General features: G+C 43.0%; 14 protein-coding genes and 1 pseudogene. 3 read left to right on the top strand and 12 right to left on the bottom strand.

Annotated elements, in window-relative coordinates:
• Positions 1–5: 5 nt before the first annotated feature.
• Positions 6–278, bottom strand: a complete 273-nt coding sequence (locus tag EDD74_RS09720; protein ID WP_008975160.1) for a hypothetical protein — start codon at positions 276–278, stop codon at positions 6–8.
• Between the two features lie 26 nt (positions 279–304).
• Positions 305–1,549: a transglutaminase domain-containing protein gene (locus tag EDD74_RS09715; protein ID WP_116442357.1), complete on the bottom strand. Its 1,245-nt coding sequence runs from the start codon at positions 1,547–1,549 to the stop codon at positions 305–307.
• Positions 1,550–1,651: 102 nt separating this feature from the next.
• Between EDD74_RS09715 and EDD74_RS09710 the strand changes: the two are divergent.
• Positions 1,652–2,533, top strand: a pseudogene (locus tag EDD74_RS09710) (carboxypeptidase-like regulatory domain-containing protein); the annotation flags it as partial.
• A 304-nt stretch (positions 2,534–2,837) separates the two neighbouring features.
• Here EDD74_RS09710 and baiCD read toward each other — a convergent pair.
• The 3 genes from baiCD to EDD74_RS09695 form a co-directional block, all read right to left on the bottom strand.
• The gene (baiCD, locus tag EDD74_RS09705) at positions 2,838–4,757 is read right to left on the bottom strand and encodes a bile acid Fe-S flavoenzyme BaiCD (RefSeq protein ID WP_116442359.1); all 1,920 of its coding nucleotides are present in this window, start codon (positions 4,755–4,757) and stop codon (positions 2,838–2,840) included.
• 77 nt (positions 4,758–4,834) lie between these two features.
• Positions 4,835–6,037 (bottom strand): AraC family transcriptional regulator, encoded by a 1,203-nt coding sequence (locus EDD74_RS09700; RefSeq protein WP_008975152.1) that lies wholly within the window; start codon positions 6,035–6,037, stop codon positions 4,835–4,837.
• A 47-nt stretch (positions 6,038–6,084) separates the two neighbouring features.
• Positions 6,085–6,984, bottom strand: a complete 900-nt coding sequence (locus EDD74_RS09695; RefSeq protein ID WP_116442360.1) for a LysR family transcriptional regulator — start codon at positions 6,982–6,984, stop codon at positions 6,085–6,087.
• Positions 6,985–7,189: 205 nt separating this feature from the next.
• Here EDD74_RS09695 and EDD74_RS09690 point away from each other — a divergent pair, with 205 nt between their 5' ends.
• Positions 7,190–8,641, top strand: a complete 1,452-nt coding sequence (locus EDD74_RS09690; protein ID WP_016440706.1) for a pyridoxal phosphate-dependent decarboxylase family protein — start codon at positions 7,190–7,192, stop codon at positions 8,639–8,641.
• Between the two features lie 161 nt (positions 8,642–8,802).
• Here EDD74_RS09690 and EDD74_RS09685 read toward each other — a convergent pair whose 3' ends face one another.
• Both EDD74_RS09685 and brnQ read right to left on the bottom strand, forming a co-directional pair.
• Positions 8,803–9,609: a Cof-type HAD-IIB family hydrolase gene (locus EDD74_RS09685; protein ID WP_008975149.1), complete on the bottom strand. Its 807-nt coding sequence runs from the start codon at positions 9,607–9,609 to the stop codon at positions 8,803–8,805.
• Positions 9,610–9,630: 21 nt separating this feature from the next.
• The gene (gene brnQ / locus EDD74_RS09680; protein WP_116442361.1) at positions 9,631–10,956 is read right to left on the bottom strand and encodes a branched-chain amino acid transport system II carrier protein; all 1,326 of its coding nucleotides are present in this window, start codon (positions 10,954–10,956) and stop codon (positions 9,631–9,633) included.
• A gap of 223 nt (positions 10,957–11,179) precedes the next feature.
• Between brnQ and EDD74_RS09675 the strand changes: the two genes are divergently transcribed.
• Positions 11,180–11,752 (top strand): biotin transporter BioY, encoded by a 573-nt coding sequence (locus EDD74_RS09675; RefSeq protein ID WP_009262197.1) that lies wholly within the window; start codon positions 11,180–11,182, stop codon positions 11,750–11,752.
• 62 nt (positions 11,753–11,814) lie between these two features.
• Here EDD74_RS09675 and EDD74_RS09670 read toward each other — a convergent pair whose 3' ends face one another.
• From EDD74_RS09670 to EDD74_RS09645, 5 genes are all read right to left on the bottom strand, one after another.
• Positions 11,815–12,258, bottom strand: coding sequence for a hypothetical protein (locus tag EDD74_RS09670; RefSeq protein WP_008975145.1), 444 nt, complete (start codon positions 12,256–12,258; stop codon positions 11,815–11,817).
• 15 nt (positions 12,259–12,273) lie between these two features.
• Positions 12,274–12,960 carry a metallophosphoesterase gene (locus EDD74_RS15395; RefSeq protein WP_243116174.1) on the bottom strand — a complete coding sequence of 229 codons (687 nt, stop codon included), beginning with the start codon at positions 12,958–12,960 and terminating at the stop codon, positions 12,274–12,276.
• 474 nt (positions 12,961–13,434) lie between these two features.
• Entirely contained in the window at positions 13,435–15,237 is a 1,803-nt protein-coding gene (locus tag EDD74_RS09655; protein ID WP_116442363.1) for a molecular chaperone HscC, read from the bottom strand.
• Positions 15,234–17,051, bottom strand: a complete 1,818-nt coding sequence (locus EDD74_RS09650; protein WP_116442364.1) for a J domain-containing protein — start codon at positions 17,049–17,051, stop codon at positions 15,234–15,236. The genes EDD74_RS09655 and EDD74_RS09650 overlap by 4 nt, the downstream gene beginning before the upstream one ends.
• Positions 17,035–17,838: a RelA/SpoT domain-containing protein gene (locus tag EDD74_RS09645; protein ID WP_008975141.1), complete on the bottom strand. Its 804-nt coding sequence runs from the start codon at positions 17,836–17,838 to the stop codon at positions 17,035–17,037. The genes EDD74_RS09650 and EDD74_RS09645 overlap by 17 nt, the downstream gene beginning before the upstream one ends.
• Positions 17,839–17,869: the final 31 nt, after the last annotated feature.

Here is a 17,869-nt window from a genome sequence, read left to right as displayed (position 1 = left end):
TTCCTTTATTCCTCCGGCTTATTTTCTTTTTCGTAAGCTTGATTTAACCAGTCAACCGCTTTTTCTAGTCCTTCCTTATCAAAAGAAAAATCTGCAGAATGTTTCTCATCGTTCAAAACTTTTTCCCAGCAAACATCTCTCCACCAGAAAGTACCTTTTAACCGTTCCTCGTCTTCGACTGCCACTTTTTCCAGACGATATCTCATCTTTCGAAAACTTCCTGTAAATGCTGATTTTTTTAAAAATGGAATACTTACAATACCGTATAAATCGATCATTTTTTGCCTTCTTTCCTCAAATCTCTTTACTCATATTTCCAATAAATTGTTATTTTTTGAAATGCACTCTCTTCCCGATAAAAATACTCTACGGTAGAAAGACCATACAATTCTCCAAGATACTGCACCATTTCCGGAAGAATTTCCTCTCGGATCTTCACTTCCGCCTGACCAAATGCGTCCGCTGACCCGAATTTCAAAGCCGATTCACTCTTCTGGCCTTCCACATCTTCCCGGAGCGCCTGACAGATCTGCTGTTTCTCATAGTTCTCATAAAATCTGTTATTTTTCCGATAATACTCCTGCTCATAAGCATCACATACCGGAAGTACAACCGATTCTTCCGGTATATGTGTCAGAAAAAGCTGCTCCTGCGGACAGCAAAGATAATCATAGACGATCGTTTCCTTTTGTGTCCCCTCTCCGGTCCAGACCGGATCTGCCCATGTAGTATCTACATAAGAATACTTTCCGTCGCACTTCACAAGATTCCATGCATGATCCTGCGTCTCCCCGGTATCCGGATCTGTTGCTGTCCCCGTCACATAAGTGACAAAAATTCCTGCCTTCCCTGCCAGATACTGCATTGTCTTGGCATATCCTGCACAGACAGACTCCCCATTTTGCAGCACACTATAAATATTCTGATCGTCCGCTCCACCTTCCTGATACTCGGTTCGCCAGACAATCTGCTCATAAAGATATTTGATTTTCTCATATTCCGAAACATTTTCAGGTATATCCGCAAGCCATTCCTGTGCCGCACTCTCGATTTCTTTTTGCCGGCGCATGCTCTCCTCATTGTCATATAAGTATTCTGGAAATAATTCTATTTTTTCCGCCATTGGATAGTGTGTCATTTGCAGTGTGCCAGAGCACCAAAACAATTCGGGATGATCATTTAGCAGAAACTGATAAACTTTCCCTATTTTTTCTGTATCTGCTCCTAGGATTTCCACAGATTCCCGGTGTGAGGAGACTCCTTTCAAGAGACTCGTATAAATGTGCTGCTCTTCCTCTGAAAGCTGCCGAAAATAAAAGTCTGACGTACTTTCATCCTGAGATTTGCTTTGCCTGTCTGTTTCTGCAGTTTCTTTCCACTCTGCGGTAGGCTTAGATTTGTACTCATCTTTTCCCTTGCCCTCATAATTCCGACTCAACATCCAGAAACCTGCCGCCAACAGCATAGCAACCAATATAAACACTATCCAAATCCATCCTTTTCGCCTTTTCCTCTTTATCCTTCGATTTCTTCCGCGATTTCTGCTCATATCACAATCTCCTTTTTGCAGCCTCCATCCATATTCTGCCAATGCACTCTACATATTTTTCTGCATATAGTAACAGTAATCTTAATCACATGAGGTCTTATTATGAAATCAATTCATACTATGCAGGCAGACACACCGGATAAAGGAAGGTTAAAGATCCAGATCAACTCTGAAATCACTTCCTTCCCGATTGCCGATGCCTCCATTTCTATCTCCTATACGGGTGTTCCTGAACAAACTTTAGAGCAAGTCACTACAGATTCTTCCGGTCAGACCGAAACTTTAGAACTCGCTGCTCCTCCACTGGAATACAGTCTGAATCCCACAATTGAATCACAGCCTTATTCGGAATACACGCTCTCCGTCACCGCTCCTGGTTTTGAACCGATCAATATTTCTGGTACCGAAATTCTCCCGGACGTCACCGCTATCCAAAACATTACTATGCGCCCGAGCACTGCTACTCCTCAACAGGAAGTGTTTGTCATACCAGCCCATACCCTGTACGGCACATATCCGCCAAAGATTGCCGAAGATGAGATCAAACCGACAGACGAGACCGGTGAGATTGTACTAAGCCGTGTTGTTGTCCCGGAATTCATTGTTGTACATGATGGTTCTCCGCGTGACTCCACCGCCCAAAACTATTATGTAAAGTACAAAGATTATATCAAAAATGTAGCTTCCAGTGAAATCTATGCGACCTGGCCAGAAAATACTATCCGTGCAAATGTACTTGCTATTATGTCATTTACCCTTAACCGGGTATACACGGAATGGTACCGGAACAAAGGATACGATTTTACAATCACCTCCTCCACTGCATTTGACCACAAATGGATTCCGGAAAGAAATATTTATGATACCATTTCCGTCGTCGTAGATGAACTATTTGCAAACTATCTTTCCAGACCAAATGTCAGACAGCCGATTCTGACACAGTATTGTGACGGAAGACAGGTAAGCTGCCCGAATTGGATGACCATATAGTAACAGCGTGTAAACAAATTTTCTTTTTTCTTCATTTCATTATATCTTTATCGTTCTTCAAAATGATTGTACTTAAGAATTGTATCACATTCTTGACAGAGGAACAATCCATGATGCCCTTTCAAAAACTCTAGGAATCCCATATGGCAGATATATTTATGCTCCCTCCTAAGTGACAAGTTTTTACTATCTTACTTGTCTGCCTAGAAGGGAGCATCTCATTTTGCAAATGCTATTTTCTATTTTTTATTTTCTACTTTTGTGATTTGTTTCTCGCTCTTTTCATAGCTCCGTCTGTCTATATCTGACGTCCGACTTCAAATCCTTCTGCCACTGCATCGATCGCACGTCTTGCAGCTTTTGCATCGCCAATCACATGGAATGGAATCTGTTTTTTCTCACAAGCTTCTGCCAGCAAATGGGAATCATTAGAATGAAAACCGACCGCAAAAACCGCGCAGCTGCACGGAACTACTGTACCATCTTCTAACACGATTCCTTCCTCTGTAAACTTGCAGACTTTACTATTTGTAAGCATTTTTACATTTAACTGCTGCATTTTCATCATTACTGCGATCTTTCTAAGGCTTCCAAGATCACTTCCGATGCTGTCTTTCATCTCCAGGATCGTCACCTCACATCCGGCGCTCGCAAGTGTATCAGCGGTCTCCAGTCCAACAAGACCTCCGCCGATTACTGCAACCTTTCCTTCTGGTTTCACTTCTCTTCTCAGTACTTCCGGTGCAGATACATGGGTAAGCTTATCCGCTCCCTCCAGCTGAATCTGGATTGGGGAAGATCCGACTGCAAGGATCACTTCATCCACATCTCCCTTTGCGATCATCTCTACATCAACCACTGTATTTTTATGAACAGTCACCATTCGCTCTGTCTGCGCACCCATCTCCAGTGCAGCTGCTTTCATCTCACCTTTTCCCGGAGCTTCTCCTGCAAGGAGAAATTCTCCGCCCAGTGTATCTGCTGCTTCGAATACTGTCACCTGATGCCCTCTTTTATGAAGGATCTGAGCTGCTTCCATACCGGCTACACCTCCACCGATCACCCATACTTTTTTAGTATGTTCTGCCGGATCAAGTGTATATTCTGCCTCATGTCCGATCATCGGATTTCTCATACAAGTAATGTGCGGGCGGTTTGCCACATCACAAAATCCATCATAGCATCCCTGATTACATCCGACACAGTGTACAATATCCTCTACATGCCCTTCTTTTGCCTTGTTTGCAAACTCCGGATCTGCAAGCTGTGCTCTTCCCATCACTACCATATCCACTTTATCATCTGCGATCAGCTCTTCTGCCAGTGCAGCCGTATTGATTCGTCCCACACCAACTGTCACCATACCGGTTTCCTTTCGAATCCTTGCTGCGTTCTCTACGTTAAATGCATTTGGCACATCGATCGGCGGAACTTCATACATGGATGCTGCTGTAATAATATTCCCCCTGGAAACATCTAGCACATCGACCCCATGCTCTTTTGCAATTTTACAGAAACGAATCACTTCCTCGATGCTCATTCCATTTTCAAGAAGATCATCCTGTGCGTCGATACGGATAAATAACGGCATTCCTTCCGGCATTCTCTTTCTGAGCTCATCAATTACTTCCAGCGGGAAGCGGCACCGGTTTTCAAAGCTTCCTCCATATTCATCTTCTCTGTGATTCAGTCCCGCACTTAAGAAAGAATGCGGGAGATAGTTGTGGGCCAGATGGAATTCCAGACAGTCATATCCCGCCTTGACCGCACGCTCTGCCGCAGCGCCATAGCACTCGATCACTTCTTTGATTTCTTCTTTTGTGATCGCTTTCAATGTATACGGACCAAAGTTCATATCGGAAACTACAAGAATCTTTGCTTTTGGATCCATAGATGCAGCGATAGATCCCTGCCATAACTGAATTCCGGCTTTTCCGCCATTTTCATGAATCGCATCAGTCAGTTTTTTATGACCCTCTATAAATTTATCCTCACTGATCGATACGAAATGTGCCGGAGCACTTGGAGTATGTACGGCTGCCACCTCCACAATATTCAATCCACATCCGCCTTTTGCTCTTGCAGCATGATATGCAACCAGTTTTTCTGTCACAGATCCATCTGCATCTGCCATCCTTGTTCCCATTGCAGGCAGGATAATTCTATTTTTTAGTTCCATCTCCCGAATCTTGATCGGGGCAAATACATGTTCAAACATTTTTGACACCTCTGTTTTTTTCTTTCATTATAGGTCAGTTGAAAAGAAATAGATATTCATATTTTTAACTATTATTATCATTTTTTTACAAACAATCGATATTCCGACCGGTATTCGCTCGGCGTCTGATTCATATATTTCTGAAAACTTCTCTGGAATGTCGATATACTTCCGAAACCTACATCCTGACCGATTTGCGTAACACTTCTTTCTGTCGCCGCAAGATAGCTGCAAGCCATACGTACTCGGATTTCTTCCAGTAATTCTTGTACAGTTCTTCCAAACTGCTCTCTGCTCCGCTTTTCCATTTGAAATGGTTTCATTTTTAACTGCTGCGCCATCTCTTCCATCTGAAATGGTTTATGAAAACACAATAGTAAATATTGCAAAACCTGAAGTGCCTCTTCTTCTCCCCTCATGCCAACTCCTGCCCCGATATGTTGTGTCTGATACTCTCTCACGCTCATTTTCATGTATCGCTTAAACACCCTGCAAAAGTCTTCCAGATTTGTAAATCCAAGGTAATCGCTGATATACTGCAGATCCAGATCCGGAAAATGCAACAGTGCACAGGCATGGAAAACCTTTCCCATTTTCTGTAGCTGAAAAAACGTATACCCACAATTTTTCGTAATATGCCGGTTCAATGTCACCGCTGTCATCCCTGCTGCCTTTGCATACTCCTCAAGAGAAAGTGTCTTGCTTGTATCAAGCAGTACCCTTTGGATCACACTCCAAATCTGCGATGCACCTCCGGATAACGACTCTCTTTTTTCCATCGCATACCGACAATATAATGCATGAAGTTCCATTGCAAGGTAGATACTGATGTTTTGACTCCCGAACCTCTGCGTCTCTTCTTCCAAAAGCAGTTCTGCAAAAATCGTTTCGACACGCTTCTGTTCTTCCATATTTAAATAGAGCAGCGGCTCCACCCGGTAGATCAACATTTCATTTTCCCATACTTCCCTCTTTTCAAAGCAGAGGAACATAAAAAGTCCGATATGGAAAGAGACTTTCACACAATCGAGTGGCTCCTCAATCTCATCAATCCGATAAAACAGATGCATATACAGACAGAGGAAACTCCCTTGTCTGACTTTAAATTTTTCCCCGTTGACCCAGATTGTGGCCTTTCCGCTTCTGACATAATAAATTTCTGTCCGCTCATGAAACACCTGTTCCACAGGATTTATTATACAAAGCTCCTGAACAGAAATCTGCCGCTCCCTGAAATTATAATAATCACTTCCGGTGAACCAATCTTTCTGATACCACATACGCGTTTTCCTCTCTTTTCACAATTCTTTTCCCTGTTTTTTGCATCTTATTCGCTTTTATCTGTCTGACTGCTGTCTTTTACAAGTTCTATAAATTTCTGCATCTCCTGCGTCACCCACTTACTTTTGTGATAAAGCAGCTGGCTGTACATCACCACAGTCGGGAGGTCTGTCCTCACTTCCAAAAGCTGTTCTTTTTTCAGTTCTTTTTTCACGGTAAATTCTGGAAGAAATGAATATCCCATCCCCTTTTGCAACAAGTGGATGATTGTCTCTGTATTTCCAATCTCCAGAACCGGAAGAATCTCCAGATCCCTATCCGATAGCAGACGTTCCAGTTCATACTGATAGGCAGCACCGGACTCTGTCAATAGAAAGGCTTTTGTTACCAGTTCCCTTGCCGGCACCTCTGCTTTTCTGTCAGAAATCTGCCCTGCCGGTGCCACAAAAAGAATCCTCTCTTTTTTCTGTACCGCCCCACACCACTCTGCATGACAGATTTTTCGATCCAGCGTAAAGACAAGATCAATCTCATTGCTTTTTGCCATCTCCATCAGTTCCTGGGTTGTTCCTGATTTTATGATAATCTTCACTTTTGGATACTGTGCATAAAAAGAACACAGCAAATCTGGCAAAAGCGCAGTGCAGACGGATTCTACCCCTCCGATCCGCAACGTCCCGTCCAATTCCCGTTGATCTTTTGCAAAGAAACGTGCCTGATCAGTCACCCGCATGATCTCATTTGCATAGGAGATAAACTCCATCCCACGCTCTGTCAGCGACACACGCTTCCCAATCCGTTCAAACAACGGCGTCCCTAATTCTTTCTCCAGCTGACGGATTTGCACAGTCACTGCTGACTGTGAATATCCAAGCTGCTCTGCCGCCTTGGAAAAATTTTGAGTCGCCGCCACCTTTAAAAATGTATTGATATTTCTTAATTCCATGATTTTTCCCTCATATCGGTAGTTTTTCTTATGAATTATTTTCATATATCTTATAAAATTTATGAATTTTACGGATAGTTAAAAGTAGTATACAATAAAATCACGCAGGCGTAAAGTTTTGCCTGATCGCTATACAACGATGACAGCAGTATCCCTGTCAAGATCTGCTCCATCTATTTTTGATTTTAGAAAGGAAGTATCATTTATGCTGAACAGTGAAAATGTTTTAAATAGCGCACAATTGGAAGAAGCAATCAAGAAATTTGTACATACGTTTTGTCAAGAAAAACACGATATCCATTCTCAAAAAGTGACCTGGTATACCGACGAGACACAGTCAGAAAAAATCAGACAGATTGGATTTCCAAAGGACGGAAGACCTGTGGACGAGGTCGTCGCAGAGATGTCAGAGGAAGTCTATCGTTACCGCGGAGATGCCAACCATCCAAGGTTCTTCGGATTCGTACCGGGACCAGCCTCTTCCATCTCCTGGCTTGGAGATATTATGACTTCTGCCTATAATATCCATGCAGGCGGCAGCAAACTGGCCCCGATGGTCAACTGTATCGAGCAGGAAGTGCTCCACTGGCTCTGCGAGCAGGTTGGCTTTACAGAAAACCCTGGAGGTGTCTTTGTCAGCGGTGGCTCCATGGCAAATATCACCGCACTGACCGCTGCTCGCGACCACAAACTAACAGATGAGACGATGCACCTCGGAGTTGCCTATCTCTCTGATCAGACACACAGCTCTGTTGCAAAAGGATTGCGAATCATCGGAATCCCAGACAGCCGAATTCGAAAGATTCCGACAAACAGCGATTTCCAGATGAGGACAGAAGAACTGGAGGCACAGATTCAGACGGATATAGAAAATGGCCTGATCCCATTTGTTGTCATCGGAACTGCCGGAACAACAAATACCGGAAGTATTGATCCACTGGAAGAGATTGCCGCAATCTGTTCGAACTACAAATTATGGTTCCATATCGATGGTGCCTACGGCGCTTCGATCCTTTTAAGTCCGAAGTACCGCCATCTATTAAAAGGAACCGCGCTTGCTGACAGTATCAGTTGGGATGCACATAAATGGCTGTTCCAGACTTACGGCTGTGCGATGGTACTTGTCAAAGACATCCGCCATCTATTCCACAGCTTCCATGTAAATCCGGAATATTTAAAGGATATTGAAAGCGATGCAACTCACATCAATACATGGGATATCGGAATGGAACTGACACGCCCTGCCCGTGGCTTAAAATTGTGGCTCACACTGCAGGTGCTCGGAACAGATCTAATTGGAAGTGCGATCGAACATGGTTTTGACCTCGCTGTCTGGGCAGAAGAGGCACTAAGAGATCTTGACCACTGGGAAATCGTGTCCAAAGCGCAGCTTGCGATGGTCAATTTCCGCTATACCTCCGAAGATCTGACTGAGGAAGAGACTGATCTTCTCAATGAAAGAGTTTCTGAGAAAATTCTTGCAAGTGGTTATGCCGCTATTTTTACAACCGTCTTAAACGGCAAAAAAGTACTGCGGATCTGCGCACTGCATCCAGAGACAACAAGGGATGATATGCGCACGACCATCCATATGCTTGACACCTTTGCAAGAGAGATACACTCTTCCATAAAAAAAGAACGACTGCCAGAAAAATAAACTCATAATAAAAACCTGCCGCAGGATAAGCTTTCACGTCTCTCTCTTTAGAGAATTTCCATGAAAACTTGTCCTGCGGCAGGTTTTATCCTTTATTGATCTTGTGTTTTGTGCTCTATTCTTATTGAAAAACTTTTGGAAGACATTCTGTATCCATCTTTCTACAACAGATACTCATAGATTGCCTTTGCTACTCCATCCTCATCATTGCTTGTTGTGACTGTCTTCGCAATTTGCTTAAGTTCCTCCTTCGCATTTCCCATCGCTACCGGAAAACCGACCCGCTCCAACATGGAAAAATCATTTGCATTGTCACCGATCGCCATCACCTGTAAAAGTGATATGCCCAATGAATCGCAAAGAGCTTCCAGCGCCTTCCCCTTATTTGCCTCTGCCTGCGTGATTTCAATGTATCCACTTGTCGAAACAGCCATCTCCAATGTCACAAATCGTTCCAGCATTTCCTGCAGCACCAGAAGTTTTTTCTCATCTTTGGAAAACACCTGGATCTTTTCTACCGGTTTCTCATTTTCCCGCACCCACTCATACAGATCTTTCTGTACCCTATGCGCTTTAAAATCTCTATGATATGCTACATAGCGGTATGCTGCCTGCAGGAAAGAATTATCATAGCACTTCCCTTCCTGATGGATCGCAATTCCAATTTCTTCCTCCTGACACTTTTTCAAGATCGCACAGGCGGTCTGATTTGGGATCAGCCTGCGGTAAAGGATCCTCTGCTCCTTAAAATCATATGCTTTTGCCCCGTTGGAAGTGATGAAATACTCCACACCGTCCATCCGACGAATCTTTGCAGGAAGTCCTTCCAGGCATCTGCCAGTAACAGGAACAACCAGGATTCCTTTCTGAATCGCAAGTTCCAGGGCCAGCTTCGTCTGCTCTGTCATCTGATGTCTGCTGTTTACGACAGTTTCATCCATATCTACTGCCAACAATTTGATTTCCATATCCATACCTGCTTTCTTCTTTTAATTTTCTATTTCCTTTTTCTTCCAAAACGGAAGCAAACCTAACAATGCTCCACCTGCCGCCGGCAACATCCAGCCAAGATGCAGTTCATAAAGCGGAAGCTTTTTCGCCCATTCCGTCAGCATCTCCAGTTCAATTCCCACACCTTCCATCGCATTGATAAATGCAATACCAAATGCAACAGCCATACTAAAGATATAGACCATCTTTCTTCTCCCTATCCATTTGTGTCCAAAGGATAGAACGATCAACACAATCAGTACCGGGTAGATCATCATCAGCACCGGCTGAGAAATGGTAATCATGTAAGACAGCCCTACATTGCTGACTGCAAAACTGAACAGACAGACAATTGCCGTGATTCTTCGATACGAGAGCTGCGGAATCAACTCGTGAAAATAATTGGCAAAAGATGTCGTAAGCCCGATCGCCGTCGTCATACATGCCAAAAATACTGACATTCCAAGTACAATCCCACCTGCCGGACCAATCAGATCACTTGCCACTGCATGAAGAAGTGCTCCACCATTTGCAAAAACAGTCTGCGTCGTTGCACCGATGTATGCCAGCATATAGTAAATCCCGCTTAAGATCAATACCGCACCCATTCCTGAAAAAATCGTATATTTTACAATGCTTTTTCGTTCTCTCACCCCAAATCCAGTAACTGCATTGATAATGATGATCGCAAATACAGGCCCTGCCGGACCGTCCAACGCATTATAACCTTCTATCATCCCTTTAAAGAACGCAATATCCTGATATTCTCCGGTCGACTGAACCGCTCCATACTGTATGACATTACCCGATTTATCTGCAAACAGACATACAAAATACAACACGGTAATGCTGAGAATCAAGATTGGAGTCATATACTGTCCGATAATATCAACAATCTTTTTCGGATTTCCACTGAAATAATAAGTCAGCGAAAAAAATACCGCCGTCACAAGCAGAGAAACCAACCACACATATTCTTGTGGAATATACGGGCGGATTGCCAGTTCATACGATACACTTCCGGTTCTTGGAAGTGCAAAGAGCGGTCCGATCAACAAATATACTGTCACTGACAAACATAATGAAAATCTTCTACTGACCAGATTTCCTAAATCTGTGATCCTATTTCCAAGTAAAACAACTGCAACAATCCCAAGCAGAGCGATCCCTGCATCTGTCAGAATAAACCCTGCAAGTGCCTGCAAATAATTTTCTCCCGCAAGCTGTCCCATCGCCGGCGGAAAGATCATATTGCCCGCTCCAAAAAAAATAGCAAACAAAGTCAAGGTCAATGACGATATTTGCTTCAGATTCAATTTTTCCATATATCTTACTCTCCTGTTTCCTCTTCTCTTTTCCGATTCTAAATCCGAAAATTGTTTCTAAAATATCATCAAATCTGATATTTGTCAACTGTTAGCCACTTCGTTTATTCTCTTCAAGATAATCATACCTCATATAAAATAACTGTTGCCACACTTTTCTGAAACTGTTATAATAAAAACCGAAAGAAATGACGATAAATTTCACAATAAGAAAGGACAACCAATGAAAAAGACAACCTGGAAAGTACAAGACCTCACTTTATGTGCACTTTTTACTGCGCTGACTGCAATCGGCGCATTTATTCAAATTAATATCCCCGTAGAACCCATTCCGATGCACTTTACACTGCAATTTTTCTTTGCACTGCTGGCAGGATTTTTGCTCGGGGGAAAACTTGGCAGTTTAAGTATCGGCATCTATCTGATGATCGGACTTTGTGGTGTTCCGATCTTCGCATCCGGTGGCGGACCATCCTACCTGTTAAAACCAACTTTTGGATTTCTGCTCGGATTTTTCTTTGCTGCAGGTGTTGTTGGAATGCTGACCGACCGATTTGCCCCGAAGCGGTTTCTCACTTACTTTTTTATTTCCATGGCAGGGCTTTTTGTGATGTACTTATCCGGCAACCTCTATTTCTACTTTGTCAGCAACTACATCGCACACATCACCGTATCGTGGAAAATTGTTCTGATCAACTGCTTCCTTTTAACTGTAGCCGGAGATTTTGTCCTGTGTGTGTTATCAGCAATTGCTGCGCAGCGGCTGACCATTATTATGAGAAAAATTTTACATTAAATCCATTCAGGCTGAGGTATCATTCCTCAGCTTTTTCTCCATAACAATACTCTATCGAAGATCTACTCACATTCTTCTATCTGATATACAAATCCACGTTCCATATTCGGATAGTAATGTACAAGAACGAAATCTCCTTCTTGAAAACCTTTTGTACTTCTTTCACCGATTACAATTTCCTTCCTCTCATTCCCTCTTATGTATATTGTGTCGTTTGTAACTTTGAAAATCGTACCTGTATCTTCTATATATTTGCCACTTACTACCAGTGGCAAATCCTTCATAGACGGAATTACGATTTCACCTACACAAAGCAGGAAAAAGAAAATCAGTAAAACAAGATATCCTCTCTCGATGCATTTTCTGATTTTCTTTGACGTAATTGTCCGTAATGTTTTCTCCCAGTTGATGAGAGGCAGTTTTTTATATAATTTTTGTACAATAAAAAAAGTTGCCACACAAATAACTGCGTCTAATATGTAATACCATACTACGGTTATGATCATTTTTCTCCACTCACATTATGTAATATCAATTTGCACAATCTCACTATTTGTTCCAATTCTTATCGGCATTTGGAAATATCCAGCACCCGAAGAAACAATACTGTGTGTCTTGTTCGTTTTAGAATATCCGTAAAATCCCTGCTTTCCATAAGACCATTTTGTAAATAAATTCGCAGGAAAAAACTGTCCTTTATGTGTATGTCCACATACTACTAGATCTATGTCGTTTTGAATCCCATCTGCAATTCCCACCGGATTGTGATCCATCAATATTTTAGGCTTATCTGAACAAATTTTCTGCACAATTTCTGTAAGGGCCTTACGTTTTGGATTTGAATTTATATCATCACGCCCGATAATTATAAAATCTTCTGTCTCTATGATTTCATCGACAAGCAATCTGATCTTGCTTTTTTGAAAGAATTCCCTCATTCTGGCATCTGTAGAAACAGGATCATGGTTTCCCAGTATAGCGTATACTCCTTTCACAGCCTTTAATCTTTGCAATTCCTCTGCAATTTCAGAAAGATTGCAATAGTCAAATGCGTCTACATCAAACGTATCACCGGCTATCAGAACATAATCACATTGCATTCTATTTGTTTGATCTATGATTTTTCTCAGCTGCCTTTTGTTTACAAACGTTCCCGTATGGATATCACTCAAAAAAGCAACCTTAACAGGATTTTTCCTATCTTCCAACGGAATCGCATAATGCTTTATATAAATGTGATTCGCATGCAAAAATCCATATACAGTCAACAAAACAGAGACTATGATTGCCAAAATATATACTTTACTATCAGAGAAATGGAGAAACATTCCTATAAAATCCTCTGCCAGAAGACAAAGGACCAAATTTAGCAAAAAACTCAAAACCACACTGCATAACTCGTAAAAGCTTCTTGTCTTTTTAATCTTCCTTTTACTGGTATGATACAAAAGCATATATCCAAAAAGTAACAAAAAGATGCCAAACAGCACCCCGTATACTTTGACGGCAAAACAGCATTCCAACACAGCTCCTATTCTTACCGTAGTATAGCCGACAGAGAGAAAAGATACGATCAAAAAAAGAATCGAAAAAGCTTTTCCCCGGATAAATTTTGCAAATCCCTTATACAAAGATAAAACCACCCTTCATGATCTTGTTGAATTCTTTAAAAACAGCGTATTTTATGACTCCCCTCGATGTCTTTCTACCCATGCTTCAAAATCCTCAATCACCGCTTCTTTTGGATCTCTTTCATACCAGTTTTCTGTATAAGGATTCATTCCCATTGGTACTCCTTGATATTGCAGTATCTGTTCCAACTGTGCAAAGGCATCTTCCACTTTTTTCCGCTGTTTTCTAATCTTCCCTTCATCCTGCCCTTCTAAAAGGCTTGTAAAATATCCAAGCCACTCCCCGATAGCATCGCGCAGAGCGCCTGTCGACTGCACATAGAGAGCCTCCCCTTTGGCTATGAGATACTGATTTTCCTCCTTTTCTTTTGGATGTATTTTCAGCTTTTCAAACACTTTTAACTTCGCCTCTTTTTCAGCTTCGGTCATGGAACCATCCTCCTTTTGGATGACCATCGTCTGTCTCTGACCGGTCTCCGGCGTATGTAACTGTACTTCCAAAAGACCATTGATATCATAGGTAAACCGGATATCAATATAAATCTCTCCCGCCCTTTTTGGAGGAACATGAAATTGGATCTGTCCGAGAGGCAGATTGTCATCTGCGTAGTAATTTTCCCCCTGATAGACATTGACGACAACCTCTGTCTGATTGTCATGGGAAGTATAGTACCGTTTTTCTCTGCTGGCAGGAAGAGAAGTATTCCGCTCAATTAGTATGCTCATCATATCTCTGTCGCTTCCATCATGATTCCGAACGCCGACTCCAAGCGAAAATGGACAGATATCTGTCAGAAGCATATCTTTGATTTCATCGTCCCGCTCTTTGATCCCGACGACAACACCAAGCCCCCGCGCAATCATCCGGTCCGGATCGCACATCTCAATCTTTCTTCCTTCCAAAATATAGCTTAAATACTGCCTTACAATCTCCATTTTGCAGGAACCGCCCACAAGAACAACCTCTGTCAGTTCTTTTGGCGAAACCTTTCCATCTAGCAGAACACGCTTCACCGGTTTCTCCATCCTTCGGAAAATCTCTGCTCCAATATGCACTACATCTTGTCTGGTCAGACTCAGATCCCATGACTGCTCCTCATATCTTACCCGCATCACTGCATCTTTCGCAGCTGTCAGTTCCATCTTGCATCGCTCCGCCGCTTTTATGATCACTGCTCTTAACTTTTCATCCAGTGAATCCCACAACAGATTCTGTTTCTCGCAGAAATATTTTGCGATCACACTGTCAAAATCACTTCCTCCAAGATGATTGTCCCCGCTGACCGCCTCAATCTGAACAACATTGTCAAAACATTCTACAAGGGAGACATCTAAAGTTCCTCCTCCAAAATCGAAGACAAGAATTGTGGCATCTTCCCGCTGTTCTATATTTTGGCAGGCAAGCGCTGCTGCAGATGGCTCGTTGATGATACGCTCTACCCGTAGTCCTGCCAGCTCCCCGGCACGCTTTGTGGCAGCTCTCGCTTTATCGTTAAAATATGCCGGAACACTGATGATTGCCTCACCGACTTCTTCCTGCAAAAATTCCTCCGCATCTTCTTTCATCTTCTTTAACAAAAATGCAGAAAGTTCTTCCGGACGAAACCGTCGACCGCCGAGGGAAAACTGCTTGTCCGTCCCCATATATCGCTTAAATACACTTGCCGTCTCATCAGGATGTGCAATCATCCGCTCCTTTGCCGTCTTTCCTACATAAATCCGATCTCCATCCACGCTCACAAAGCTCGGTGTCAGATATTCCCCGCTGCTGTCCGGGATCAGCACACTCTCCCCATTCTGCCACACGGCTGCCAGACAGTTCGTTGTCCCTAGGTCAATTCCAATCGTTCTCATTTTCCTCCACCCTTTCTCTCATAGACTTCCTCAATCAGTTGATAGGCGTCTTCTTTTTTTGTTTCTGCTTCTGTTCCCGTCACAATAATTCCTTCCAGTGCAGAGACCTTTCCTTTTTTATAAAGCATCGTCACCGGCATCCGTTCTTCCGGAAGGTACAATGCCACTTCCAGCTCTATACTGTATTTTTCTTGTAGCTGCCAAAGCGCTGCCTCATACCGGGCAAACTCTTCTGCCCTCGTCGGCATCACATTCACATAGTTTTCCAATGTTGTCCCCACGGGATCCTTCAGACAGAATACAAAATAGTCATTACAGTATCTTGTATTCTGATTTTCTCCGGCAAATGCCTCCATCATCTGATCACTTCCCGGCTTCGTCAGACGATACTGTTTCTCCTGCTTCCAGAAGCTTTCCAGATCCTGCTCAAATTTTGTATGATATCCGGTCTGTCCCAGCCATGGCACCTGCAGTTTCCCATAAGTGCTGTTGATCTCTGCCACTTCTGTTTTCACAAATGCTTCCTCACTTCCAGTTACTGCCACAACTTCCGCCTGCATGGCTGCTTCCACCGCTTCTGCCTGCAAAGTGTCAAAGTATTTCTCCCCATCTTCATCTTTCCATAACCACGCAAACACTTTCTCGGTCCCTTTCTTTCGCAGTTCTACCCCCATGTAAGTATGATCCCATCCCGAAACCGAAGAAACATAGACATGATATTCCGGAACGCTAACTTCCGTACCCGCATATTTTTCCGTAAGATACGTTAACAGCGACTGTTCCCCTTCCTTCTGCAGTTCCTCTTTTGCCAGCTGAAGGTCACGTTCGGCAGACTTTGTATCCTCAATCAGCTTATCTGCTGCATCCATAGTTTCTGCCAGCTCTTCTCTCTGCTGACCCCATGTTTCACTGTCCTCCCTCGTTCTTGGAAGAATCAGGAATGCAAGCAGACTAAATACTGCCACTAGCAGATAGATCATTTTTCGGATGTTTCCATTGTGCTTCTGAGGTTTCTTTTTCCCTGTCGGAGGAAGTTCCCTTGCTGCTTCCAGTGCACGCGCAACTCTGTTCAGTGTCTGATTCAGTTGCTCCAGATGTTCCGGAATATACCCGGAGGACTGTAGTTTCTCCTCCAGCTCTTGTCTGGTCAGCGCAATCTGTCGACAGATGATGTGAAATGACTTTTCAGAAACATTCCGTTCGGCAAAAATTCCTCCACAAAGTTCCCATAACACCGGCTGAAATTGATTTTCCCGAAAAACTGCAGACTGAAAAAATACATTCCACAACACTGCTTCCTGTTCCGGTTCCTCTCTTAACGGTTCCAAAAAGGTTAGAAGCTCCTGCAAGATGCGGTCCTGCTCTTCTTTCTGAACTTTCTCCAGTTTTGAAAGAATATACTCAAAATCAAAAGCAGTTTCCTCTTCCTCGATATCCTTTGACTTTTCCAGGGAAATCGCCTCCGGAACGCTTTCCGGCACAGCATCTTTGTCTATATATTCTTTTTCTGCGCTTACTTCTACCGCAGTCTTTTGCTCTGTGTTTTCTTCCCAAACAACAATAGAATCAGCTTCTGCCCTGTTCTCCAAGCCACTGAAAGAATCACTTTTTTTCTGCTCTTCTTCCTCTGTCCAAGCATCTTCCCCGATTGCGGAAGCAAACTGTATTGCTGCTTCGTATGCTTCGTGGATTTCCTGCCATTTCTCCGGGTATTCTTCCGGGTGGTAGCGCGCTGCTAGTTTTGCATACGCCTTTTTGATCTGTTTTTTATCTGAAGTTGGCTCAATTCCAAGTACTTTAAACGGATCTCTCATGCTCCTTCTCCTGCTCCTCCTCAACACGCATCATTTTCATGCGCCGAAAATAAGAACTCATCTCGTCTGCCATCCCGGAAAGCCGGTTCAGCAATGTAGAGAAATCATTTAACATAATATCATCTTTGAAATATGGATACACAATATCATGGTCAATCTCACTCCACCCTTCCTCAAAGAGCGTTCTTCCCTGAATCTCCACATAATGCCCTTTATATTTGATAATATAGTGCAAGGAACGGTAAATTCCCCCGGAACGGATCTCGATCAGCTGATCATCGTAAATTCGACTGTCTCCCGCCCGCTTATACACTTTTGGCCGCTCTGCAATATAATAGTGATCCGCATCCTCATCAAAATCTTCCAGACGATTTTCCACATACTGGGCAGGATCATTTTCAAATACCGACGTGATATATTGATGAAAGTGAATCCAGTCCTCACGGTAGAGGAAGAACACGCGGATACCGATCAAATCCGTAAAATATTTGTGAAAATTCCAGCGGTCGATCCGGTCAAACTTCTGGAAATTTTCTCTTCGTTTCCGGATGATCTTCTCCAGAAGATGTCCCGGTTCCTTCGTTCGGTAACGGTAAGAATGGATCCCCGCCTTCTGGATGTCATAGAGGTATTCATCTACAAAATCTTTTCCGATCTCCCGGAGCGTCGTCTCCATAGACTGGTAATTCTCATAGATTGCTGTCAGTTCTTCCCAACTGATCTTTGCCTCCTCAAAATCCTGCTCTGAAATTCTGTATTTCTGAAGAAATTCTTTCTTATCTAACATTCTACTCCTCTCTTGTGCATGAAGATGCTGC

The organism is Faecalimonas umbilicata (genome assembly GCF_004346095.1).
GTDB lineage: Bacteria > Bacillota > Clostridia > Lachnospirales > Lachnospiraceae > Faecalimonas > Faecalimonas umbilicata.
Note: the sequence above shows the minus strand (reverse complement) of the source record. Positions and strands in the feature narration are given on the sequence as shown.